The following is a 24,052-nucleotide window of genomic DNA, read 5'->3' as shown; positions in this document are numbered from 1 at the left end:
ACACTGAGTTGGTATTTCAAGCGTTACCGATTTCACGCACTACAGAATAAAAATACATGTTACCGCTTACAAAAGGTACTATTGTCCTCCCCTCGCGCACATCAGACGAAATTACCGCGCTAATTCCCAGTTTTCACCTGCATATATCCGATTACTTATGTAGGATTTCAATCTACTTAAATGTGACAATTTTGTGTCCAAACTTCGTTTTCTCTTCGGGAACCTGCCATCATGCCATGCGCCCAAATCCGCAAATATCCCGTTTTCCGGGACACCCGCCTACGCCGTCTCTCCGCGAATGACATACAGTATAACAAAAGGGAGTTCCACAAGGGTCTATGATGTACATCTGTCATGCAACTCATGGAACGCAATTCCGAAATCCAACATAGAAGGAACGTGATCGTTCATGCCACAGCATTATTATCACCGCCAGCCACCACCAGGGCAGCGTCCGTCTTCTCATGCTCATCGACAGGCACATACTTCTGCCTATATGCCGCCCGGTGTGGTTCCGCGGTCTTTAAATGAAACTCAAATTCAACCGATGTATCCTGGCGTAGAACCACACTACCCGGGCTTTGGTGAAGTCGAAGCTTCTGCAGTCGTACCCTATGGGCAGGGTGTGTCTGGCGGGAACTTTTATGGAGGTGCAGCTCAGGTTGTTCCCCCAGCTCCAGTAACGGCGCCTGCTACTGGCAGTACCGGCTTTTCGTTAGCCAACATCGGTGAGTTAAAAGGAATGATCGACCGCTTCGGCGGTATTGATGGAATCATGAGTGGAATAGGCAAAATGCAGAAGGTCGTTGGTGGCATCCAGCAGATGGCTCCGATGATGAAACTCGTTATGGGCATTCTGCCTTTTGGAAAAGGAAAATCGAATAACAGCGCAGCTGATGCAGACTATGAAGAATATACGCCGCCCCGGAAACGCAAAAACAAACGTCGGAACAAAACAACGAATGCTACACGTCGCCGCAATACAACTCCAGTCCGCCGCAAATCCAATTCCACGAAGCGCCGTCCCAAAAGTCGCAAAGGTTAAGGAAATTCAGGCACCCCCTTACAGAAGGCGGGTGCCTTAACACCGTTCATCGGTAGACAAATAATTTTCAGGAACTTACGTTCTTATTTCTGTAATTTGAGGTATACTGAATAGTAACTAAAGGAGGCGGACCATGGAACTTATCAAAGACAAATACACTCCCGCATTAATCGATCGGACCGGCGAACAGTTGCGTCAATTCTACCCGAAGCTGGATACACAGCAATTTCATGAATTGGTTTTCGCTGAAGGCTGGGAACAGTTGGAATTCAAAGCGCGCATTCGCAGAATCACACTGGCTTTGACCCAGGTACTGCCGGACAATTATGAGGAAGCATTACATATTATCGAACAAGCCGCCCCGACGATGAGAGGCGTTGAATATCTATTTGTACCGGATTTTATTGAAGTGAACGGACTTGACCCAGAAGATTACGAGTTATCCATGAAGTATCTGACCCTCTTCACACCTTATTCCAGCTCGGAGTTCGCGGTACGTCCGTTTATTGAACATTATCCAATCCAAACGATGAAACATATGATGGCGTGGGCAGAGAGTGACAACGAGCATATCCGCAGACTTGCCAGTGAGGGCAGCCGGCCACGTTTGCCATGGGGTGCGAAACTCCAGAACTTTATCACTGATCCAACACCTGTACTTCCGATTCTGCATGCATTGAAACAGGACGAGTCCCTCTATGTTCGCAAAAGTGTCGCCAATCATCTGAATGACATCTCCAAGGACCACCCTGAACTGGTTATGGATCTGGCCACGACCTGGTACGGACAACATGTACACACAGACTGGATTGTCCGGCATGCCAGCAGGTCATTACTGAAGAAAGGACATCGCAAAGCACTAAGTCTTTTTGGTTATAACGAGCAGGATTCGATTCACATTGAGCAGCTCCAGCTTGTCCAAGATACGATTTCCATTGGCGAGGATCTTCATTTTTCATTTGATGTTGTTAATGAGAGCGGCGAGTCACAGATGCTGCGAATTGAATATGAGATGGGTTATATGAAGGCAAACGGCAAACAGGCCCCTAAACGATTCAAATGCTCCGATAAAATGTACCCGACAGGCAGAACCAAGGTAGCCACTAAACAATCGTTCAAAGTCATCACAACGAGAAAATACTATGCTGGACTGCATACGTTAACGATTGTTGTGAATGGCAAAGAGGCAGCAACGACTTCTTTTATCCTTGAAGTGGAGTAACAGGAAAAACCTCGTAAGTTATACACAGCTTATTGCTGCGGAATAGTTATTCACATGTGGATACATTTTTTTTCAAAACTTCTAATAGAAGAATCAGAAAGGCCACCTGGCAAACATCATCTCCCGACAGTTATTACTGCCCGAGATCATGGCCCAGTGGCCTTCTTCATATGTAATTCAAACTGCAATTCCCCTTACCCACCCTCACCGCTATCCAAAGACCTGCATATGGTCGTAACAATTAGAAAGATACACGATACATCCATGCTACGCATTCTTGTAACAATATTGGGCTAAATGATGATGTGGGTTAGACATGGCCCAGCGTCTACCAGGTTTCCAACTTCCCGTTGGTGGGTTATGCTCGCTTCATTTGGATAGGGTTACCGACGCAGTTTTATTCCTCGATTAAGTCTATGGTCCAGTTCTTCTCCTGAATTTTAAAATCCAGTTCCCGATAGGATTTCGAAAGGCTATCCACTTTATGTTGAATATCTGCTATGTTCACGGTTCGCTCATACTTCACTTCAGAACGACTGTACCGATCCTGGCGAATGGACGCATTCTGCAAAACTTCGTTAAATGATGCTCTTTCTTGCATGATTCCATCCCGCTCTGCAAGGGCATCAGCAAGCGTAACTCCAGCAGTGAAGTCAGTCTGTGCATTGGTCTTATTAATTTTCTTAACCAATACCGTCAGGCTCCGGATCGTGTTCTCCAGGTCGATCATAAGCAACTGTGGGTCCTCTGCTGGCTGTTCACCTTCCTGAACTTTGACTACGCGTTCCAGACGTTGCTTGAGCTGAGCTATCTTCTTCTGCTCATCCGCTCGCAGTACAAGAGCCTCTGCCAATCTCATCGTATCCCATCCTTCCACAATGATATGTATGGATAATTCATCCAGATTCTATTCACTCACATATCGTTATATTTTACCTGTGGATACACGTTATTACAAGTTTATGTTACTAACATCTGATTACATTCGTTCTCACTTAAACCATCCTCGTTTCACAAACCAGGCCACCATGCTTCCGCCAAGCACAAACATCAACAGCAGCACCGCACCATACCCAAATTTCCACTGAAGCTCAGGCATATAGGCAAAGTTCATGCCATAAATACCCGCGATCAGTGTGAGCGGCATAAATACAGTCGTGATCACCGTGAGTGTCTTCATGATCTGATTCATCCGGTTGGAGTTCAGGGAAATATAACTGTCGCGCAGGTCAGCGGTCATCTCCCGATCGGCTTCAATCATATCCGTCAGCTTCAATAAATGGTCATAGATATCAGTAAAATAAGCCGTATGTTCACCTGTTCGCTGCACATGCTGGGAGTTCACCACCCGATAGAGCAGATCCCGCATCGGTACTACGGTTCTTCTAAGCTTCAGCAATCGAGTCCGCAGATCAAACACCTGGTTCATCAAGTCTTCAACCGATTCTTGTCCACCCCGGTTCTCCAGTTCAGCCAGTTCATCCTCAATCGCAAATAAAGACGGAAAATAATGATCGACCAGCTTGTCCATCACCGTATAGGCTGCTGCCACCGGACCTCGCGCCCAGATGGTTCGTTCATGTGCATGGTGCAACAAGCGCTCCCACGCTTCATCCACTTCTTCCAATACGCCATGATGAAAAGACACCAGGAAGTTTGATCCGAGAAACAAGTCAACCTCTTCGGCTTCCAGTGTGGACGGGTTCAGTGCATGCAGTACAAGAAACTGCAGATTATCATAATAATCAAGCTTAGGCCGCTGCAACACATGCAGACAGTCCTCAATAGCTAAAGGGTGAAAATGAAAATATGTATCCAGCAAACGGCTTTCCTCTTCCGTCGGCTGGTTAAAATCGGCCCATACCCAGGCGTAATCGTTCAGATCCAGCTGTGTAAGTGGTACGTTAACGGAGACTTGATGTTCTCGTGTAATGGCGAGTGTACGAATCATAAATCAGATCACATCCTTGTCCTGTATCTTTACGTTATTGTACACAGGTGCCTTCAAACTCGACAACAAAAAAAGCCAACCCTGTTGGCTTCTCTCATTTCCCTATCCACAGTTCCCTGTATCCACAGGAATATCTTCTTTTGGTTTATCATTCCACGGATGGCTATCCACATATCCAGCCTGTCCACACGTTCATGCACAGGCGTCTCTTGATTTTGGTTGTATATTTATCCACATATCCCGATATTCACACAGTTATGAACAGATTGTCTGGTAACTCCGAATTTGTTCGGGATAACTTCTCTTTTTAGAAAATAATCCAGTACAATAATCCTGCCAGTGCCCCAGTAATCGGAATCGTAATGAACCACGTAATAATAATACGTCCAGCAAGTCCCCATTTCACCGCAGAGAAACGTTTCGCGGAGCCCACACCCAGAATAGCTGATGTGATCGCGTGCGTTGTACTAACTGGAAGGTGAAGCAACGTTGCTGTGAAAATAACGGATGCAGCTGACAGATCCGCCGCAAAACCGTTGATCGGTTCAATTTTAAAGATTTTGGTACCCATCGTTTTGATGATTTTCCAACCACCAATGGATGTACCCAGAGCCATCGCAGTTGCTGCTGAGATTTTAACCCACAGCGGAACATCCAGATTATCCTGCACACCTGCTGCAACCAGAGCAAAGGTAATAATCCCCATCGCTTTCTGTGCATCATTCGTACCATGCGTGAATGCTTGCAGTGCTGCCGTGAAAATCTGTACTGTACGGAAACCTTTGTTCACATTATGCGGACTGCGTTTGGCGAAAATATATTTGAGAATCGTCATGACCACATAACCAATGGCAAATGCGATCAGTGGTGATAATAACAAACCTCCGACGATATCAATGAATCCGCTCCATTTCACTTTATCAGATCCTGCGCCAACGAGCACGGCACCTGCAAGGGCTCCAATAAGTGCATGTGAGGAAGAAGACGGAATACCAAACCACCATGTAACCAGGTTCCAGATAATCGCTGAGATCAAGGTGACTATGACGACCTCTATCCCGTTATCCAGCGTGGTGGGGTCGGTCACACTCCCACCAATCGTCTTCGCAACGCCTGTGAACATCATCGCACCGACAAAGTTCATCACCGCTGCCATAAGAATAGCTCGACGCGGCGTCAGTGCTCGGGTTGAGACCGAAGTCGCAATGGCATTGGCCGTGTCGTGAAAACCGTTGATGAAGTCAAACGCCAGTGCAAGGAAGACGACTATACCCAATACCCAAATCGTTGTTTCCATTATTCTCTGGCTCCTTAAGAATTACGCATAATGATGGATTCAAGCACGTTCGCCACGTCTTCACAAGCATCCGTTGTTGTCTCAAGACGTTCGTAAATTTCCTTGCGCTTGATCAATTCAATCGGATCAGACACGGTAGCGAAGAGATGTTTGATACACATGCGCAGCACTTCGTCGCCTTGGTTTTCCAGATCATTCAAACGAATGGTGTACTCACGGATCGCGAGCAATTTTTTCTGAGACAGCAGATGGATCGCCTTCTGAATTTCATAAGCCGATTGGCGCAAAATTTCAGCAAACTGTATGACGAACTCATCATCAGGATCTGTCAGTTGGTACATATAGAAACGGGAAGCCGTTGCTTCGAGTCCGTCCAATACGTCATCAAGTGTTGTTGTCAGCTCCATAATATCATCGCGTTCGATCGGCGTGATAAATGTTTTGTTGAGTTCTGTAATGATCGTATGCACGTAATCATCACATTTCGACTCGTACTTCTTCATTTCATTAGCAAAAAGAGTCACATCCTGAAGGTTGGAAACATGCTGGGAGAAATAATCTGCCGCTTGAACAACCGTATCTGCCATATTCTCCAGTGTCTCAAAAAATATATCCTTCTTCTTCTTAAGCTTCATAGCTCTATCCCCTTTACGAGAAAAATTGCCGACAACCGATGAAACATGAAATGACAACCTTTGATATCTTATCATATTTGTTTCATGGTTTGTACAAAAGGTGTGATCCTTTTTTATATTCTTATCACATTAATCTGAAATGAATCTTAATTATTTGGAATAATGGTAAATTCAAGTCAAGATTTTACACTGCGTTTACAATTCGACATCAAAATACAGAACCGACACGATTCTACTTTTTACGCTAAGGACAAATATAATGCCTTTTCGACGACAAATGGATACATGTTTCATTGTTTTCTTTCATTACATCCTTTTATTGCTGCACAGCGAGCTTCACATGACTGGAAAATTCCGGTTGATTGGGAACAATGCTGATAAAGGTTTTACCCGGCACAAGAGCAACTTCACTGCCACCCTGAACAAACCGTATAATATCTCCCTGCTTCTTCACCCACTGCCCACGAATCATCTTGCCCTTCTGAAACAACATGGCTTCCCCGCCCTGTTCCAAATTAACGGACAACCGACCTACACTATCGAGGACCTTGTGATCTGCACCTGCCACAATGATGTTCGCTGCACCAAGTTGAGTTTCATTATCCATATCCTGATCTGCCTTGCCATTCACCATTCTCATATATCGTCCGCTAACTTCATCATAATCATACGTCACCCGGTAACTATCCAATAAATAATGGATATCGAATTGCTTCACTGCCTCTCCTGCGGATGTCGCGCCTTCTTCATTATAGATGTATACCGGCGACTTGAAATCATGGCTGTAACCCTTGATATCTGACCCTTCTCTCAGCTTATCCGCTGAAGTATACAGATTATGAGGGGCTTTACGATCTGAGGAACGCCAGAAGTAAGGTCCACCATTCGAGATTTCATCCATATGCTGTTTCTGCTGCCTTTGCAAAATGGAATACGCCTCCGGACTGCCTCCGGCATGAACAAGGACCCCATCATAACTCTCGCCGAGCTCAATTAGATATGGACGTATACTGCGAACGGGTCCAACTGTCTCCGCACCGCCTTCACTCTGGAAGATGGCTATGAAGCGGGTAATGCCTCCCTCAGCGAGAACTTCAAGAATGATATCGGCTGAACTTAGACCCGATTGGGGCCGAGCTGCGGGTGCATTATTAATCATTACGGCGAGTGGTCGACGCGTAATCGCTTCATCTACAGGTAGACCTGTCAGAGGTGCTGTATAGAGAGACGTGTTGGATTCCTCCACGTGTTCTTCTTGTACAGGTGCAGGTGTCGGTTCTGGCTGAACTGGCATCTGCAACACCTCCTGGTTTTGGCAGGCAACAAGACTTAATGAGAGAATAAACAGAGATGCAGCCGATGCTGCTTTGTTCCATTTAAAAAGCTTCAATAGAGGACCTCCTGAACGATATGGCCTGGTTCTAAGTTGTGATATATGTCTCATGTGGGCAACCATTTCACGTATTTCTTTCCATTTAATCACACCCCATCCGATTTGTCTGCGCCTAGAAGGCCTTGATACAGCTTGAAATTCACATTTGAAACAGCATATAGCCAGAAAAATATGTCCTAAATGTGAACTTCTCAAACCTTACTTAAAATTTGAACTAGATTGTGATTTTAATCACAAACAAAACAACTTTTGAACTATACAATAAAGACATCAAAGGTGATCACTTAGAAAAAACAAAAACAACACACACTAGATTCCATGAAGGAGTGGTTTATATGTTCAGCACAAACCAATGGCTTAGAGAAAACAAAGTAGCAATGTGGATTTTGACAGTACTTCGGGTGTATATCGGTTATGATTGGATGACTCACGGATGGAGCAAATTGACTGGCGGATTCGAAGCTGGCGGGTTCTTGGCCGGTGCCGTAGAAAAAGCAACAGGTGATCACCCGGCTGTCCAAGCTTGGTGGGCAACGTTCCTTGAGAAATTCGCAGTACCAAACGCAGGACTGTTCGACTTCGTTATCCCATTGGGTGAATTCCTTGTAGGTTTGGGTCTCATCCTCGGTTGCTTCACTACACTAGCAGCACTGATGGCTATGGTCATGAACTTCGCGTTCCTCTTCTCGGGAACAGTAAGCACGAATGCTCAACTGGTTGTAATGGAAATCTTCCTTGTCGTTGCTGGTGCAAATGCAGGTAAAATCGGTCTGGATCACTGGGTACTGCCTTACCTTCGCGGATTGTTCACTCGTAACAACAAAGGTAATCTTCCTAAAGACACACCAACGATTAGCCCTACTCAAAAAACAGCTTAAGCAATCATTCATAGAATTCTCGGCCCTGCTCCCAATCCCCCTGGAGAGCAGGGCTTTTTACTTTTCAAAAATCTGCCCGAATGCCTGACTGACTTGCCCATCCACAGAAAATCGTATTATGATAAAATAAAGTTGAACTTCAAAGGAGTACACGATATGCCGACCCAACGACGTCTTGAAACCGATGCAGACTTCCAGGAAGCCATGAATATGAAGTATAAGGTTCGAGTTTTTAAAGATAATCACCAGATTGACTCGGGTGGCATTATTATCCGTTTTGACAGCAATACCGTAGTTGTACAATCCAGTGTCAGTGAACTTGCTTATCATTCGCGTACAGACTGTGAATTGTTCGAGATCCGCAAATAAAGATCTATTGCACGAATAAGTCTTCGTATTGAAAAAAGGTTACTGTATCCCATCAAGGGTGTACAGGAACCTTCTTTTGTTTATATATTGTAATTGTATGCATTAATACACGTTATGTTATCCGTATGAAACTGGCTTCAGGCACCATAATCAGGCTGTTGTCTGTTCCAAGTTACACGCCGTCTCCAAACTGCCAGCAGTTCAAACTGAGCGTTCCATAAGGATAAGACTGAAATAGACGCTTCGCTGATCGGGACATATCCGCTGTACCCATGGCGTAGAACAAAGGTGCAAGGTGTTCTGTACCATACGACGGAACTGCCGTGCGTGCATGAGGGGCTTTTTTCTCATATTGAAACAGTTCTCTTGTGTTCCACTGCTGCAAGCGCTCCCCGATCCAGTTATCAAACTCCACCGCCCACTCTTGCGGTTCATCCGTATTGCCCAGCAATCGTAAATTGTGAACCGTTCCACCACTGCCAATGATCAACACATCATCATGACGCAGCTGTTCCAGCATTCGGCCAATATCATACTGTTCCTGCGGCGTACGCAGCGAGTCTACAGATACAGCGATCACAGGGATATTAGCCTCGGGATACATATGGAGCAGCGGTACCCATACGCCATGATCCAGCCCTCGGCCACGAATCGGCTGATGTGCCAGGTTGCTGCGGGTGAACAAAGCACATATCTCGTTCGCTAAATCTGGCTGCCCAGATGCAGGGTATTCCATCGTATACATCGTAGAAGGAAATCCGTAAAAATCATGCAAGGTCTGATGTGTATCATCCATCGTCACGGACGGTTCAGGACAATCCCAATGCGCCGTAAATACGACAATGGCTTTCGGAGCCGGCAGCCTGTCTCCAAGCTGGTTCAAGAAGTGAGTGTAGTCATTGCTCTCCACCGCCAGAGCGGGAGAACCATGCGCAATGAAAAGTGCGGGTAATGTCATTGCTGCCAACCTCCAGACACGGATAGAATGCTTACTCCTCTATTTTACCCTTAAGAAGGCGCTTTTCCAAGCTGACATCCCCAAACAGTTGTAATCCTGCCACTTATATCATCCAGTGCTGCCAATCCTGCTCGATCTTCTGACGTTCGCCCAGCCACTCTCTGGTACGCGTAATTAGCTGTTCCCGCTCTTTACCTGAAGAGAAGGTATGATCGCCCTGGAAGATGATCTCCTTATCACAGCGGCCCTCTTGGCGCATCCAGAATACCTTTTGATACAGGAATGCGTAGTCTACAGGAATAATCTCATCTGACGTGCCATGCACGACGAGTACATCTCCGCTAAACTTAACTGCTTCCTGGAATGGCTGTTGTTCAGCAAGAGACTCGAAGAACGTCGGTGTGAATTTGTATCCCAGATAATCAGCCGCACCCAGTTTCACGCCTTCATCGTATACTTCCCGTCCCGTAATTTTCACGATATCATTGAATGGATAACCCACGGAGGACCACATCACCAGGTTTTTGACACGTTTGTCACGTACAGCCGTTAGTAATGCAACGGCACCACCCAGACTATGACCAATCAGCGTAACACGCGTAGGATCTACATCACTGCAATTCACCGCGTAATCCAGCACCGAACGAGTCTGCAGCACCATGGACTCCAGTCCCTCCGCTCCGTACTCCCCACTGCTCTCTCCGCAACCGATATAATCGAAACGCAGGACCAGATAACCGTCTTCAGCCAGCTCCCGTGCAGTCTTTACAAACAAACGGTCCACGCCGATCCGGCTACCAACGAAGCCGTGGCAGATGACCGCCAGAGGGACTCGCTGCTGACTCTTCTCCTCCTTGATATCTTTCACGACCGGATAATGAATCGTGGCTGTTAATTCTTCCTGTCCATGACGGATACTGATCTGACGTTCCATACCGATTTCCCCTTTCCACGCTTAGCCTGTTAACTTCCATTTATTAAATATATATAATCCGATAAGTTTAGTGTGTATTAAGATGTTATTCATATATTATCATCCCGTAACCTGCAAGTCAACGTAAGTAAAAACCTTTCTACGTCGACCACCAATCTACATTTTATCGGATAATAAGCACAAAAAAATGAGCCACGCTGATGACAGCTGGCCCGGATATCATTTGAAATTAAAACCAAGTGTTGCAGGATCGTTATTCGTAGCTTCTACGGAACATCTCGTGGGTCTCCACCCGTCCATTCCACTCATGCTCATGACCCGAATCACTATTGTCCCAGAAACTTCTTCCCTTCAAATTGCCATCTGTCAGTTCTTCTGCATACTCCGTATCCTCCAGGTTCTCTTCAAAGGATACAACTTCGTCCACAACTCCACGGGAGTTGCTGTTCAGTAGCAGCTTTCGCGTCAATTCTGTTTGTTTATCCATAACAAGCACACTCCAATCTTGGATTTCTGTTGGAAATGCTACTATTGTGATGGAATCGGCTGCTCTTTATGCATACTTCACACAATCGTTAGATCTGTGAGGCATGAGGGTATTTTTTCACATGAACAGGGGAAAATAAACGAAAAAACATAGGCAGCATATGCCTCGGAATCCTTCTGCCGAAAGGAATGAATTCATGGAACATCTACTGGAATGGATTCAACATCACGGTAAACTGGTGCTGTTATGTACCTGTGTTATACTGGCCTGTGTATGGATATGGGCCAATCATGAGCAGCTTTTTTATAAGGAATGACTTTGCGAAACGAGAGCCCTTCCCGTATACTAAAATACCGTCAGGGTCTTCTGACAATTGGAAGATCAGAACGTGTGTAGACAGGGGGAGCAATCATTGGGGATTTCCTATAAGAAGCTTAAAGAAATACAGAATCGACAAATAACCGAGATGAGTCGAATGACACCTGAACATGTGAAACTGTATGACGAGATCAGCACCATTGCGCGTCATGCGCCAGCGGACGAGAGAACACAGGAAGAGTGGATACTCTCCGCAGGAAAATCAATCGTACAGGCTCAGCGGGATAATAAACCCGCTCGCGAGTTATACGGACCTGATCTGGAACAAGACATCCATGCACAGCTCGGGATTACAAATACAGCACTGGAGAAGACGGCTGCCGTTGAGGTGGGTAAATCCAGCTCAACCCGCGGTAATAGTCCAACAGCTTCATCGAAAAAGAATGCCAACGCTGTAGAACCACAGCCAACTGAGAATCCAGAGCCTGTGAAACGGACACCAATGTGGTATGCCATGATCGCTTGGGCGGCTTTGTCTTTTGTCATGTTGATTCAAGGATGTGTGGGATTGTTCGTGGGTTGGACTGGCGGAGATACGGAGCCGTTCCAACACATCAGTCTGTTCTCTCTGATCGTTGCGGCAGTTGGCGGTATTGCATTGGTGGAGATGCTTCGCCGTCTTGCTGAGCGGCCAGACGATGAAGGAGCGGACAGAAATAAGGTACCTAAAGTCAATATTCGGGGGATCGTCATCTACATCGTGGTCGTGGTACTCGTGCTGTTTGTCGGGTACCCCCTACGTGATAAACTTCCGGTATTTGCACTAGCTCCATGGTTGAGTGCGGTGATTGGCATTGTGGGGCTTGCCACGTTAAGGCCTTTATTCGGTCAGAAGAAAACAGCATAACACGTTATATAATTGATTAAGGGGCTTCACGAATTCGTGAGGTCTTTTTCCATTTGGAGCTGATTGCGATGTTTGATTCCTTTACCCGGTGTCTCTCCAAACTCCCGCTTGAACATCCGGATAAAATAGTTCACTTCCATCCCTACGGTCTCTGCCGCCTCTCGCACACTTGCTCGTGGATGCTTGTCCATCCATTCTGATGCCTTCTGCAAACGTAATCGTTGCATATATTGATGCCCTGTCACGCCATAATGATGATGAAATAATCGGTTTAGGTGCTGTACCGAATAACCCACTGCGTCAGCGATGTGCTTCAATAACAGGTCATCCTGGTAGTGTGTATTCATCAATGCTACTGCTCGGACGAGTGCATCCTTGCTCGGATCGGACTCCCGATTAGAGTGTTTTACAGTGCCATCCTGTGCCCTAGATGATCCAATACCTACGCTAGTAACATCAGATGGAAGTTTCGATTGTGCTATATCCAAAATGAGCTGGTAGATGAGAGCTGATGTGTTCCACATCTCCGTTGCTCCTTGATCCAACGCGTGCCAAAGATTGGTCATGCGTGACCAGATGATTTCAAAACGGGAGATATGGCACGGCTCGTTCTGAAGCAAACCCGCGGATTGTAGTACCGATCCAGCCGATGTACCGCCAATACCGAGATAACCCAGTTCCCCTTTGGATTTGGAATGAGGTACATACTCATGCGCAACCTCGGGTTCCACGATGAATAACTGCCCTGCTCCCATCGTCCATGTCCCTTTCCCCGGAAGCCTAAACTGCCCTTCACCACCGCGTGACAAAAACAACTGATACACCGGAAATCCATCCGGTCTATGCAGAACCTTCTCTTCCTGCGTGCCCACACAATACAGGTACAGCGGCAACCGGGAATCCGGCAGGCCCGTCAAACGAAACGCAAGCATTCCATCATTCCTTTCGGCTCATAGGCTTCTAACTTATTCCTTCTATTATCCATTTGTTTGTCCTGTTGCAACAATGGTCTAAGGAACCTTTTTGGCGACAAGATTTTCATAAAGCAAGTTGCCGCGAGAACGTTAAACGGTATCTACGAGGGAATGATAAAGACTCCCTTTCCGTATGGAAAGGGAGTTAATGGATTCGAATTCCTAAAATTTAATTATCCATTATGAATTTCAACCGCGTTTGCCTATCTTAAAATCATGAACCCTGCGTAGTGGATAGCTCGTTTGTAACAGATGGTTGAGTGCCATTACCGCCTGAAGTCCCCGCGCCCATATTGTCAGTTCCCTGACCATTGCCAGAAGGAACTGGCAAAATCTCAAATGTACCTTCTGCACTGACAGATGTATATTTCGTCGGATCACTCACCACTGAGACTACCGAAACTTTGTATTTACCCGCTCCGAATTCTACATTATCTGAATCCTTGGCTGTAATATCCACTATTGCTGTCCCTGAAGAAGTACCACCTACACTAACATCTTTTAAAACTCTCCCAGTAGTTCCTGAGCTGCTCTCTTCTTTAATGATATACACATCGTAACGAGCGATGCCTACTTCATTTGGCTTAGTGAAAATTATATTAATGGAAGAAGCACTTACAGTTGTTTTTAGATCTATTACACTATTAACAGGCGTTGGTGCCTGTTTTTTTGCTTTAATCGTGAAAGGAGTCGACGTAGTCATACTTGATTCTCGTTTACCATCAGATGATTCGGACAAAATAACAATCTTGTATGCTCCAGCTTTGATCTCGTCACCATTACTATCGGATAAAGAAATAGGAAGTTCTGTAACTGTACTTGCAGAAACATCGAGTGAATTGCTGGATTTCGCAGTTTTTTTGGCCGCATTTAGATCGAAAGTTGTAGATGCAGGTACTACCATTAACACATAACGTCCAATGGCTTGATCAGGGACTGGTTTTGTATATGTCACTTTTACATCGGTAGCATTACCTGCAGCTTGCTCTTCTTTCTTAACTTCAACATCAGTGATTGCGACTTTCCCAACTTCACTAGTTACAGACAACCTAACATCATAATAGACCGTAGATAGAACATTCGAAATAGTACCGGTATTGCTCACCGCCAGTACAAATATACGATAGTCTTCATCATTTCGAATATCTGCGCCATCTGTCGTTCTTGCATTATTTAAAGTCAAAGTGTAGTTTCCGCTTCCTCCAGTTTTACTCTGGGGAATAAAATTAGGATTTCGATTCGCTTCTGCCAGATCAAATCCACTTACATTCGTTTTCTTTACTACAAACACACGGTAGTGATGAACGTTAGTCTCATTCGCCGATCTATTAAACGTCACACTTATGTCGCTACCATTGCCATTATCGCCAATATCCTTTGCTGTGATGCTTGTTGGTGCAGTCAATACAGCAGTTTTGGATAATGTGATTAATGAAGAATAACTAGACAGTGCATTCTGGCTAGCATTCCCACTGTTGCTCACCGATACAACAAATACACGATAACTCACACCTTCTTGGACTTTAGAACCGCTTGTATCATATGCATTCGGAAGCGTAACGGACAGGTTACCACCCGTTTTGTTCACCTGTGTATAGTTGTTCGACGCATTAGCTGCGCTCAGCGTGAAGCTGCCCACATTAGCGGAACGCACTACATAGACTCGGTAGGCAGAGATTCTGGATTCATCCGCAGCTTTGTTGAAAGAAACCCGCAGATCACGGCCATCACCATAGTCACCAATATCCGCAACAGCAAGGTTGCTAATGACTCCCGCGTTACCGGTCGTTGTCAGTCTCAGAGCAATGGAGGAAGCTGACAGCGCATTGGTGTATCCATTTTGCTGATTGCCCACCGCCATCACAAAAATGCGATAATCTTGCAGATTCGTTACGTTATAACCACTTGTGTCCTTCATGGATGAAGGCAAAGTCGTTGTAATGTTGTTACCTGTTTTATTCACCGTATAGTACAGACTGGAGGAAAGGTTACTTGCCGTTGTCAGATTAAAGCTGCTGGCAACCGAGTTACGCACCACAAAGACGCGATAATTCGCCACCTTAGACTCATCCGATGAACGGTTGAAGCTCACCTGAATATCACGACCATCTCCATAATCCGAGTTATCCTTCACCTGCGTAATTACCGGAGACGTTGCTGTGTTCACGGACAGTGTAAGTGAAGATGATGCTGCGGACAGCTTGCTGTCTGTTGTTGTATTAGTGCTTACCGACAAGATGTAAACCACATACGCTGTGCCGCTTTTAATCAATTCGCCGGAGGTATCCCGTGTCGAAGAGGTCAGCTGGCTTTTCACTGCGGTACTGTTTCCTTTGTATATGATCGTGGAGTTTGCACTGGACACTTTGTTCGCTGCAGCCAGATTGAATGCAGAAGAGTCCTTCGCTTTAACCACAAATGCACGATAATACGTAATGTTCGATGTCGTGCTCGGCTGCGTGAAGTTAATCTCCAGATCGCGGCCATCGCCATAGTCGCTAATATCTGCGGCACGCAGACTTGTAACTGCCTGTACTGTGGATTTCACAATATTGAGCTTCAAAGCCTGGGAAGACCAGTTCAATGCATTTTTATAATTATTGCTGCTGTTACCAACAGTCAGTACATACAGGCGATACGTTTCATTGCTATTGAGCAAATCCCCGTTCACGTCACGCGTCTGTGCATTAAGCGTCAGTTTCGGGTTGCTGCCATTCGGTGTAACAGATGTATAGTTTGCAGAAGGTACGGCAGTTGCTGAGGACTCCGTGAAGCTATTCACATCGCGTGTTTTTACCAGCATAATCCGGTAAGCAGATACCGCCTTCTCTGAAGTTGGACGTGTGAAGCTCACGGTCAAGTCACGACCATCTCCGTTACTTCCGGATACCGAACCATAGATGTTCCATGCAGCATATTGTGTCTCATCTACTGGAGGTGTTGCTGTTGTCTTAATATCTACACGCTGATTGCGTGAGTTCCAGAACACTTTTTCTCCAAAAGCTTCACTGACAAAACGAATTGGAACCATCGTGTTGCCCTTAATCGTGTTCGCAGGTACATCGAGCGATATCGCTTCCCCGTTGATGTATGCCGTTTTGGAACCAAGTTTCAAAGTAACTTCCTGATCATCGCGAGTTGCAACAATCGTTTTGGTTCTGTTCGTGTACTGTACCTTCGCATCCAATCCTTCAAAAATCGACCGAAGCGGAACCAGTACGCGTCCGCCTTTCATCACAGGTGCCTGAGCAGAGGATAACTCTGCATCATTAATATATATGCTGATTCTCGCAGCTGCATCCATAACCGACGTTGGAAGTGCGGACATCAGCATGGCCGATACAGCCAGCGCTGACATTACCTTCTTCACTTGTTTTCCTCCCGCTTTCCTCATATCCCATATCCCCATTCTCACAATTAGTTAACATCGAAATAGATTCGCTGTTCTTTTCATTAATTCCTGTATTTACCTGTGCACATCTAAGACGTTCAGATCAGCTCAAAAGTTTCCAGTTGTACAAAATTTATTTTCGCAGAAAACTTCCTCTATCTTCCACCCTCCAAAAGTTAAAAATAACAGAAGAATTTGTCACCATTCCGCAACCACATCCTGCACCAATTGGGTTAATGTATAGTGACTAGTGAACAACACCTATCATTTTCTTAACTACGGGAGGTTCATATCTATGACATCATCGTTCCAATCTGCCAAACGTAAAGGCATGCGCACCTTCATTACAGCCACCGCCATCCTCATGCTGCTCCAAACGGCTGTCGCTCCCTTATCCGGAGTCGCTGCTGCCGCTTCTTCCAGTACAGAACCCAAAGTCACAACTGCCAGTTCAACAACGATATATAAAACATTTCAGTCCATGCTCTACAAAAAGAACGGCTTGCCTGCCGCGGATATTTATCTCGAATCTCATATCAATCAAGTCACCACTTATCATGCAACTCTGATGGTCTTACAACTGGAGAATGCCCGCAACAAGGCGTTAACAGCCATGACGGACCGTCTACTGGTGCCTAATGTTCAAGACAAGATGATCAAAGCCTACAAGTGGAATGATAGCTTCACCCAACTGATGAGCCGCACCAACGACGCCAGTCTGCGTGCACTGCTCCAGCAAGCACGGGATAGCGGTTATCGCCTGGTTATGTTGGAAGGCTCCCTCTATCCGATCATGAATTATATGGCTTTTCAGAAATATATCTCGTACGTGAAACCAGACATCAAACAATACATTAATATCATGGCAGTTGAAACCAGCAACCTTGCCGCCGATGATGGTGCACTGGTCATTGGCTATCAGGAGGTACTCAATCGCGCTTTGAATCAGGAACGATTCCTGAACGAATATCCGAAGTCCAATCGGGTACAACAGGTAGAAAATCTGATGAATAACTATACCTTGTATACGTTTTATGGCCTGAATAATACGCCTTTATTTGACTATGAAACGAACAAAATGACAGCCAATGCCCAGAAAGGTTACAAAGCTGTCTTACAACGTAACTCCTCCGAAGACAGTGCCTTCCTGACCAAACTCGAAAAGTTCATGGACATCGTAACCGAAGCCAAATTTGAGAAAACGGCCGCTGTCGAGAAATGGCTGGAGCAGAATGTACCTGTAAGCGACTATGCAAACTATTGAGTTAATCCGCTCCCACGGTTAACATCCGGTTCAAATTCAGGCTAAATCCCAACAGATAACCACAACAAAAACCGCCACAGGATTCGCTCCTGTGGCGGTTTCTTCTTGCTTCAATTGTGAAACTGACTTAACCCCGTCAGCGCTCTGTACTATTGAATCGGTTTGACCATATGATTATACTCATGTCCCCCGATGACAATTACATCGTCTTTGACATACCCCTGCCGTTCATAGAGCATTAGCGCACGGCCGTTGTCCCGTTCTACAATCAGGGATACCTGCGAGTGACCCAGCTCTCTTCCCTGCTGCTCAAAAGCAGCCATCAGGGCCCGGCCGATACCCTGCCCCTGATAAGCTTCACTTACCGAGAGAGTATCCAGATAATACTCACCCGGACGGGTTTCTTTGACCAATGCATACTTCTCTTCAAGGCTTCGTCCAGGGCGATTCAATATCGGCTGATCCAACTGATCTGCTTGACCGCCATCATAGGCTACGAGAATTCCCGCGACCAGCCCATCCTGCTCCATCACCGTTACGTGACGATAGCTAATCCGGTTGTTTGCCTGTACATAAAACGCCTGCAAAATCTGCATCGCCTTCTCATGGTCCGCCTCACCCGCAAGCGCGTATGCAATGTCTCCTATCGCCTGATACAGTAATGGAATGACCTGATCTGCATCTTCTATGCGCGCAGGTCTGATCAGAGGAGAGGCCTCGTGGTGATCTGCTTTCATATTTGTTTCACCTCCGATGGCATGCCTGTCTTGGAATAATTCATCAGATTAACATGTTGAACAGATTCAAGTTTTTGTTCAGCTCGGTATAGGCGATACCTTTGCGGTTCATACGCTCAATGAGCGGTTGGTAATCTTCCTTGTACATCAGCTCAATGCCCACCAAGGCAGGGCCATTTTCCTTATCATGCTTTTTCGTATATTCAAACCGGGTGATATCATCATTCTTCCCTAGAACTTCCTCCAGGAATTCACGTAAAGCTCCTGCACGCTGTGGGAAATTAACCATGAAATAATATTTCAGACCTTCATAGATCAAGGAACGCTCCTTGATTTCCTGCATCCGGTCGATATCGTTGTTCCCGCCACTAATGACGCAGACCACCGTCTTGCCCACGATTTGCTCACGATATTGCTCAAGCGCCGCAACAGCCAAGGAACCGGCAGGCTCGACAACAATCGCATTTTCATTATATAACTCCAGAATAGTTGTGCAGGCTTTGCCTTCCGGCACTTTCACAATGTCATCAAGTATACTATTGCAGATATCAAAGGTGAGATCACCAACCCGTTTCACCGCTGCGCCATCCACGAATTTATCTATGTCATCCAACGTCACAACCTGTTTGCGGAACATCGCCTCACTCATGGAAGCTGCCCCAAGTGGCTCAACTCCAATGATGCGTGTCTCTGGACTCACGGTCTTCATGTAGGTTCCCACGCCGGCTGCCAGCCCTCCGCCACCAATCGTCACGAATACATAGTCGGCATTCTCATCGAGACTTTCCATGATTTCCATCGCTACCGTACCATTACCTGCAATAATCTTGGGTTGATCAAAAGGGTGGATGAACGTCATGCCCTGTTCGTCACATGCACGCATTGCTTCTGCGTATGCATCGTCATACGTATCTCCGATCAGCACCACTTCAACGTTATTGCCGCCAAAGCGTCTCACTTGCTTCACCTTCTGGTTCGGCGTTGTACTCGGCATGAAGATTTTGCCGTTAATTCCGAGCGCATTACAGCTAAAAGCAACACCCTGAGCGTGATTGCCCGCACTTGCACAGACAATACCCTTCTCCATCTCGGCTGGTGTCAGACTGCGAATCATATTATAGGCGCCTCGAATTTTGAACGAACGCACCACTTGAAGGTCTTCCCTTTTCAGATAGACATTACAGTTATATTTGGCCGACAATACAGCATCCCGCTGTAACGGCGTTCTAACAATGACCTCACGCAACACATGATGTGCGCGTACGATATCTTCCATGCCAACACTGGCACGACCGGGACTTGTGGTTCCCGTTGGTTCTTGTTCAACTGGTTTCATGTTGTCTCCACACTCCGCTTTTATGGTCTATATAAGTTGAACAACGTTTATTTACACTGAAACTACGATGACAGAACAACCTTCCAATCGCTGTTATCCCCAGATTTTTTTGATTCCCTTTTCCAAGAGAAAAATCCGGTGATAAAGGCGAACGCCCCGCTTTTTCAGGTTCTTTCTGTCCTCTTCGTTATCGTGTAAATGACTAATTCAACTTATCTAGCAATGTCGCGCACTGCTTTTCTTTGTATTGTATCACTTTTGTTCTTTTCTTGCGCCTGAGCTCTCATCATTTATCATTCGTACAATTTCATCAATAATGACCTGAGGGTCTGTATACATAACCATATGTCCCGATTGATCCGCCCCAATCCATCTCGCATTGGACAGCTGGCTCACCGTCTGGCGATGCGCCGTGATAAGGGCGGGTCTGATTTTCCCCTCTCCCTTGCCCGGGTTCGTACCCGAGATCACGCTAACTTCCAGATCACCCAGACCCGGAGGATGTTTCAGCAGCGCTGCCATGTCATCCAGAAACGTTTTGCCTTCCGCAAGCATCGTGCTAGCTGCCCGTACAGTGAAATCCTCCTTGAGATGATCCGCTACCACATCGTCAGGCTGAACACTTCCAGCTTTGCTGCCAAGTTTCTTATATAAGCCAGTCCGCGCCATGATTGGAATAATGAAACCATTGATAGCAAAGCTCTTTTTAGTAAGCTTGGAAAAATACATTTCGCAATGCTCGTCTGATGGATCTACCAGGATAATGCCACGTAATCGAGATAGATGTGCAGCTGCCGCGGCCCGTACAATCGGACCTCCCCAGCTATGTCCAACCAGAATGAATGGGCCCGGGCCCAGAGCTGTCAGCAGTTCCCCAAGGTCCCCTACAATGCGTTCAAGGCTGCGGGGAGCCGAGTCGACATCACTTCTCCCCGCCCCTGCCCTGTCATACACGACTGCACGTGCCTGCTCAGCAATGGCTGGCGCAATAAGTCCCCAGTTCGATCTGGAGGCGCCCATACCTGATTCAAATACAACCGTCAGTTCTCCTGTTCCCTTGGACATATAATGTAGTTTGCGACCATCGCGGGTCTGAACAAACGCACTTGAACCAAACGTATGTGAGCTAGGGTTAGGATTCATATTCCCCTCCTGATTACGTGCATAGTCATCTTTCACCGAATCTAATTGAAAATGATTATCAATTACTTCATTATAGAATAATCCATCCTTTACGACAACCATGTTGCTCCAGCAAAGTTACAGCCATCCTGTCGTTTCTATCGCTTTATGTCACGTTGCAAGGATCATCACCCATCCTACCGTTCCTTTCTCCCTCCTTTTCCCTTATGCAAAAAGATAACCCGATCCACAATCGGATCGGGTAACTGTACCAGCCACATGCGACTGGCCATCACATACACCTTTTTATAACTTCGTGCGCAGTTCCTGCACGTATCGCATAATCGTAATCGCTTAATCCAAGGATGGATGAATACTCGGTCTAAGGCTACTGCCCCTTATCCCCGAATACCATGATCCTTGTTGTTCAGCTGCTCCAGAAGTTCATTCATCGCTTCTTCCGTCATGGCCCCACCGCTAAACGCAACCAGTGCACGCAGAGGCATATATTTCATCATCGCATCCATCATATCCGCATGATCACCAGCATCATCACCGCCGAACCCGCTAGCCTCCTGGAATTGTTGCAAAACCTGGTCCAGCAGCTGTTTATGGGCCGGATCACGCTGGATATCACCCAATGTACTATTACGCGTATAGGTTGGAAGGAATGTCGCTGTAGACTCTACATTCACACGTGTGTGCACATGAATGTCCCGTGAGGAGCTGCCTACCTGAATCTCGAACTCTCCGGTCTCCACATGCCAGTCCTTCATATCTACGTTGTAATAGGCGAATGAACGTTTGTTTAGTGTGAAGCTCACCACTTTGGACTCTCCAGGTTCAAGGGCCACCTTGGCAAATCCTTTTAATTCTCTCACCGGACGAATAACTGTGCTCTCTACGTCGCTGACATATAGCTGTACAATCTCCTTGCCCGCTCTGTCACCAGTATTGGTGACCCGAACTTGCACATTCACCTCATCCTGATCGGTCAGTTCCGTGCGATCTACCTTCAGGTCAGCATATTCAAATGTTGTATAACTCAGTCCATAACCAAATGGAAACAGTGGCTCCAGCTCTTTTTTATCATAATAGCGGTAACCAACAAAGATGCCTTCCCGGTAATCAACACGATCCCCTTCACCCGGGAAATTCGGATAAGATGGATTATGACTGAGCTTGGCAGGGAACGTCTCTGCCAGTTTACCGGACGGATTCACCTCTCCATACAACAGATCAGCTATCGCTCCACCAACGGCCTGTCCACCAAGATAAGCTTCAAGCACGGCTTGTACTTGAGGCAGCCAAGGCATCTCCACTGGAGATCCATTGCTCAGCACAACGACCACACGGGATTGAACCTTCGCAATCTCTTCGATCAGACGAATATGATTGTCAGGCAGACGCAGATGGGCACGATCATACCCTTCGGATTCATAACGATCCGGCAATCCAACGAACACCACGGCAGTATCAGCCGACTGCGCTGCCTGAATAGCCTCATGCATCAATGTTTCATCCACATCATCCGCTTCAATCCGATAACCTGGAGCATATGAGAAGGTTACACCTTCGCCAGCCACCTGGGTCATCTCTTCCACAATATCATCCACTTTGGTCGGATTAATGTGGGAACTGCCACCGCCCTGGAAGCGGGGTTTACGCGCAAATGCCCCAATTAACGCCACTTCGCCTTCACGCCCCAGCGGCAGGAGACCTTTTTCATTTTTCAGCAAAACCATACTCTCGGCTGCCACCTTGCGCGCAAGTTGGTGATGCTCATCCTTATTATATGTAGCCCCATCTTGCTTTTGATCAACAGCATTAAAGATCAGCGTAAGCAAACGCTCCACCGCCCGATCCAGCTTGTCCAGCGGCAGTTGTCCGTTCTCTACAGCATCGATCACTTTACGCTCACCAATTCCACCACTTGTGGGCATCTCCAGTTCCAGTCCTGCTGCAAGGGCGTCTGCACGTTCATTGACCGCGCCCCAGTCGGATACCACAAGACCTTCGTGTCCCCATTCGTCTTTCAGGATATCCGTAAGCAACCATTCATTCTCACCAGCATACGTACCGTTCACCTTATTGTAGGAACACATCACCGTCCACGGCTGTCCATCCTTCACCGCACCTTCAAAGCTCGCCAGATAAATCTCGCGCAGCGTCCGTTCATCCACCACCGCATCAATCGACATGCGCCGTTCTTCCTGATTATTGACCGCAAAGTGTTTGAGAGATGTACCCACACCCTGGCTCTGCACACCTTGAATATGACCGGTAGCCATCTGCGTAGATAACAATGGATCTTCGGAAAAGTATTCAAAATTACGTCCTCCCAGCGGGGAACGTTTAATATTTACACCCGGTCCAAGTAATACCGCTACATCCTCGGCCTGACACTCCTCCCCCAAGGCCACCCCGACCTGACGCGCCAGCTCCTTGTCCCATGAACTAGCCAGTCCTGCCGCAGAAGGGAAACAGGTTGCAGGCACGCTCGACGTCAGACCCAGATGATCCGCACTTCCATCCTGCTTGCGCAGCCCATGAGGTCCGTCCGTCACCATGATGGATGGAATGCCAAGACGCTCCACCCCTTTCAGATGCCAAAAGTCCAGTCCCGAGCACATACCCGCTTTTTCTTCCAGTGTCATCTGCTGTACCAGTTCCTTGATGTTACGTTCCACATTAACCCCTCCAGTTCATGATGTTGATGCATAGCTATATCACTAAGCATACAAGGTTATCTACCACACATTCAAATGTTTACCCGGTTAGTAACGGTTACATAACACCAGTCAATCATTTCTTCTTCCTAAAGATGATCAAAA

The 24,052-nt window shown here is 46.5% G+C and carries 20 protein-coding genes; 6 read left to right on the top strand and 14 right to left on the bottom strand.

The annotated features are described in order from the left end of the window. Positions 1-409: 409 nt before the first annotated feature. Positions 410-1,045, top strand: coding sequence for a tyrosine protein kinase (locus MHB85_RS03845; protein ID WP_105602049.1), 636 nt, complete (start codon positions 410-412; stop codon positions 1,043-1,045). Positions 1,046-1,178: 133 nt separating this feature from the next. Continuing rightward, entirely contained in the window at positions 1,179-2,267 is a 1,089-nt protein-coding gene (locus tag MHB85_RS03840) for a DNA alkylation repair protein (protein ID WP_149846271.1), read from the top strand. 397 nt (positions 2,268-2,664) lie between these two features. Here the strand turns inward: MHB85_RS03840 and MHB85_RS03835 are convergent, their stop codons facing one another. The 5 genes from MHB85_RS03835 to MHB85_RS03815 form a co-directional block, all read right to left on the bottom strand. Further along, positions 2,665-3,126 carry a DIP1984 family protein gene (locus MHB85_RS03835; RefSeq protein WP_036606052.1) on the bottom strand — a complete coding sequence of 154 codons (462 nt, stop codon included), beginning with the start codon at positions 3,124-3,126 and terminating at the stop codon, positions 2,665-2,667. A 132-nt stretch (positions 3,127-3,258) separates the two neighbouring features. Next, the gene (gene corA, locus MHB85_RS03830; protein WP_036668386.1) at positions 3,259-4,218 is read right to left on the bottom strand and encodes a magnesium/cobalt transporter CorA; all 960 of its coding nucleotides are present in this window, start codon (positions 4,216-4,218) and stop codon (positions 3,259-3,261) included. Positions 4,219-4,525: 307 nt separating this feature from the next. Further along, positions 4,526-5,515: an inorganic phosphate transporter gene (locus tag MHB85_RS03825; protein ID WP_036668387.1), complete on the bottom strand. Its 990-nt coding sequence runs from the start codon at positions 5,513-5,515 to the stop codon at positions 4,526-4,528. A gap of 14 nt (positions 5,516-5,529) precedes the next feature. Further along, on the bottom strand, positions 5,530-6,150 hold the full coding sequence (locus MHB85_RS03820) for a DUF47 domain-containing protein (protein WP_017690670.1): 621 nt from the start codon (positions 6,148-6,150) through the stop codon (positions 5,530-5,532). A 316-nt stretch (positions 6,151-6,466) separates the two neighbouring features. Next, a complete protein-coding gene (locus MHB85_RS03815; RefSeq protein WP_091019779.1) occupies positions 6,467-7,540 on the bottom strand; it encodes a DUF3048 domain-containing protein in 1,074 nt (357 codons plus the stop codon). 338 nt (positions 7,541-7,878) lie between these two features. Here MHB85_RS03815 and MHB85_RS03810 point away from each other — a divergent pair, with 338 nt between their 5' ends. Further along, a complete protein-coding gene (locus MHB85_RS03810; protein ID WP_091019780.1) occupies positions 7,879-8,421 on the top strand; it encodes a DoxX family protein in 543 nt (180 codons plus the stop codon). A gap of 156 nt (positions 8,422-8,577) precedes the next feature. Next, positions 8,578-8,790 carry a hypothetical protein gene (locus MHB85_RS03805; RefSeq protein WP_017690673.1) on the top strand — a complete coding sequence of 71 codons (213 nt, stop codon included), beginning with the start codon at positions 8,578-8,580 and terminating at the stop codon, positions 8,788-8,790. A 172-nt stretch (positions 8,791-8,962) separates the two neighbouring features. On the opposite strand, the gene MHB85_RS03800 is transcribed toward MHB85_RS03805, so the two are convergent. From MHB85_RS03800 to MHB85_RS03790, 3 genes are all read right to left on the bottom strand, one after another. Next, positions 8,963-9,748: a DODA-type extradiol aromatic ring-opening family dioxygenase gene (locus MHB85_RS03800; protein ID WP_192135986.1), complete on the bottom strand. Its 786-nt coding sequence runs from the start codon at positions 9,746-9,748 to the stop codon at positions 8,963-8,965. A gap of 103 nt (positions 9,749-9,851) precedes the next feature. Next, positions 9,852-10,682, bottom strand: coding sequence for an alpha/beta hydrolase (locus tag MHB85_RS03795; protein WP_036606057.1), 831 nt, complete (start codon positions 10,680-10,682; stop codon positions 9,852-9,854). A gap of 253 nt (positions 10,683-10,935) precedes the next feature. Then, positions 10,936-11,169 (bottom strand): hypothetical protein, encoded by a 234-nt coding sequence (locus tag MHB85_RS03790; RefSeq protein WP_047840502.1) that lies wholly within the window; start codon positions 11,167-11,169, stop codon positions 10,936-10,938. A gap of 412 nt (positions 11,170-11,581) precedes the next feature. On the opposite strand from MHB85_RS03790, the gene MHB85_RS03785 reads away from it, so the two are divergent. Beyond that, on the top strand, positions 11,582-12,394 hold the full coding sequence (locus MHB85_RS03785; protein WP_341072408.1) for a hypothetical protein: 813 nt from the start codon (positions 11,582-11,584) through the stop codon (positions 12,392-12,394). A 26-nt stretch (positions 12,395-12,420) separates the two neighbouring features. Here MHB85_RS03785 and MHB85_RS03780 read toward each other — a convergent pair whose 3' ends face one another. Together MHB85_RS03780 and MHB85_RS03775 are read right to left on the bottom strand one after the other, a co-directional pair. Further along, positions 12,421-13,326 carry an AraC family transcriptional regulator gene (locus MHB85_RS03780; RefSeq protein WP_341072406.1) on the bottom strand — a complete coding sequence of 302 codons (906 nt, stop codon included), beginning with the start codon at positions 13,324-13,326 and terminating at the stop codon, positions 12,421-12,423. Between the two features lie 256 nt (positions 13,327-13,582). Beyond that, a complete protein-coding gene (locus MHB85_RS03775; protein ID WP_341072404.1) occupies positions 13,583-16,738 on the bottom strand; it encodes a copper amine oxidase N-terminal domain-containing protein in 3,156 nt (1,051 codons plus the stop codon). Between the two features lie 316 nt (positions 16,739-17,054). Between MHB85_RS03775 and MHB85_RS03770 the strand changes: the two genes are divergently transcribed. Beyond that, entirely contained in the window at positions 17,055-18,023 is a 969-nt protein-coding gene (locus MHB85_RS03770; RefSeq protein WP_192135980.1) for a hypothetical protein, read from the top strand. 149 nt (positions 18,024-18,172) lie between these two features. Here MHB85_RS03770 and MHB85_RS03765 read toward each other — a convergent pair whose 3' ends face one another. The 4 genes from MHB85_RS03765 to MHB85_RS03750 form a co-directional block, all read right to left on the bottom strand. Next, positions 18,173-18,760, bottom strand: coding sequence for a GNAT family N-acetyltransferase (locus tag MHB85_RS03765; RefSeq protein WP_105602035.1), 588 nt, complete (start codon positions 18,758-18,760; stop codon positions 18,173-18,175). Between the two features lie 43 nt (positions 18,761-18,803). After that, the gene (gene ilvA / locus MHB85_RS03760) at positions 18,804-20,096 is read right to left on the bottom strand and encodes a threonine ammonia-lyase IlvA (RefSeq protein ID WP_091019795.1); all 1,293 of its coding nucleotides are present in this window, start codon (positions 20,094-20,096) and stop codon (positions 18,804-18,806) included. A gap of 252 nt (positions 20,097-20,348) precedes the next feature. Then, positions 20,349-21,341 carry an alpha/beta fold hydrolase gene (locus tag MHB85_RS03755; RefSeq protein WP_341072402.1) on the bottom strand — a complete coding sequence of 331 codons (993 nt, stop codon included), beginning with the start codon at positions 21,339-21,341 and terminating at the stop codon, positions 20,349-20,351. A 275-nt stretch (positions 21,342-21,616) separates the two neighbouring features. Continuing rightward, complete coding sequence (locus MHB85_RS03750) at positions 21,617-23,908, bottom strand: beta-glucosidase family protein (protein WP_341072400.1); 2,292 nt, start codon at positions 23,906-23,908, stop codon at positions 21,617-21,619. Positions 23,909-24,052: the final 144 nt, after the last annotated feature.

Source organism: Paenibacillus sp. FSL K6-4396 (assembly GCF_038002525.1).
GTDB lineage: Bacteria > Bacillota > Bacilli > Paenibacillales > Paenibacillaceae > Paenibacillus > Paenibacillus amylolyticus_B.
Note: the sequence above shows the minus strand (reverse complement) of the source record. Positions and strands in the feature narration are given on the sequence as shown.

What these genes read in the sequence shown, in the direction of transcription:
- MHB85_RS03790 (WP_047840502.1), bottom strand. Translation starts at nt 11,169, where the DNA reads ATGGATAAACAAACAGAATTGACGCGAAAGCTGCTACTGAACAGCAAC.
- MHB85_RS03770 (WP_192135980.1), top strand. Translation starts at nt 17,055, where the DNA reads ATGACATCATCGTTCCAATCTGCCAAACGTAAAGGCATGCGCACCTTC.
- MHB85_RS03780 (WP_341072406.1), bottom strand. Translation starts at nt 13,326, where the DNA reads ATGCTTGCGTTTCGTTTGACGGGCCTGCCGGATTCCCGGTTGCCGCTG.
- MHB85_RS03835 (WP_036606052.1), bottom strand. Translation starts at nt 3,126, where the DNA reads ATGAGATTGGCAGAGGCTCTTGTACTGCGAGCGGATGAGCAGAAGAAG.
- MHB85_RS03795 (WP_036606057.1), bottom strand. Translation starts at nt 10,682, where the DNA reads ATGGAACGTCAGATCAGTATCCGTCATGGACAGGAAGAATTAACAGCC.
- MHB85_RS03800 (WP_192135986.1), bottom strand. Translation starts at nt 9,748, where the DNA reads ATGACATTACCCGCACTTTTCATTGCGCATGGTTCTCCCGCTCTGGCG.
- MHB85_RS03805 (WP_017690673.1), top strand. Translation starts at nt 8,578, where the DNA reads ATGCCGACCCAACGACGTCTTGAAACCGATGCAGACTTCCAGGAAGCC.
- ilvA (WP_091019795.1), bottom strand. Translation starts at nt 20,096, where the DNA reads ATGAAACCAGTTGAACAAGAACCAACGGGAACCACAAGTCCCGGTCGT.
- MHB85_RS03755 (WP_341072402.1), bottom strand. Translation starts at nt 21,341, where the DNA reads ATGGTTGTCGTAAAGGATGGATTATTCTATAATGAAGTAATTGATAAT.
- MHB85_RS03840 (WP_149846271.1), top strand. Translation starts at nt 1,179, where the DNA reads ATGGAACTTATCAAAGACAAATACACTCCCGCATTAATCGATCGGACC.
- MHB85_RS03810 (WP_091019780.1), top strand. Translation starts at nt 7,879, where the DNA reads ATGTTCAGCACAAACCAATGGCTTAGAGAAAACAAAGTAGCAATGTGG.
- MHB85_RS03845 (WP_105602049.1), top strand. Translation starts at nt 410, where the DNA reads ATGCCACAGCATTATTATCACCGCCAGCCACCACCAGGGCAGCGTCCG.
- MHB85_RS03825 (WP_036668387.1), bottom strand. Translation starts at nt 5,515, where the DNA reads ATGGAAACAACGATTTGGGTATTGGGTATAGTCGTCTTCCTTGCACTG.
- corA (WP_036668386.1), bottom strand. Translation starts at nt 4,218, where the DNA reads ATGATTCGTACACTCGCCATTACACGAGAACATCAAGTCTCCGTTAAC.
- MHB85_RS03820 (WP_017690670.1), bottom strand. Translation starts at nt 6,150, where the DNA reads ATGAAGCTTAAGAAGAAGAAGGATATATTTTTTGAGACACTGGAGAAT.
- MHB85_RS03765 (WP_105602035.1), bottom strand. Translation starts at nt 18,760, where the DNA reads ATGAAAGCAGATCACCACGAGGCCTCTCCTCTGATCAGACCTGCGCGC.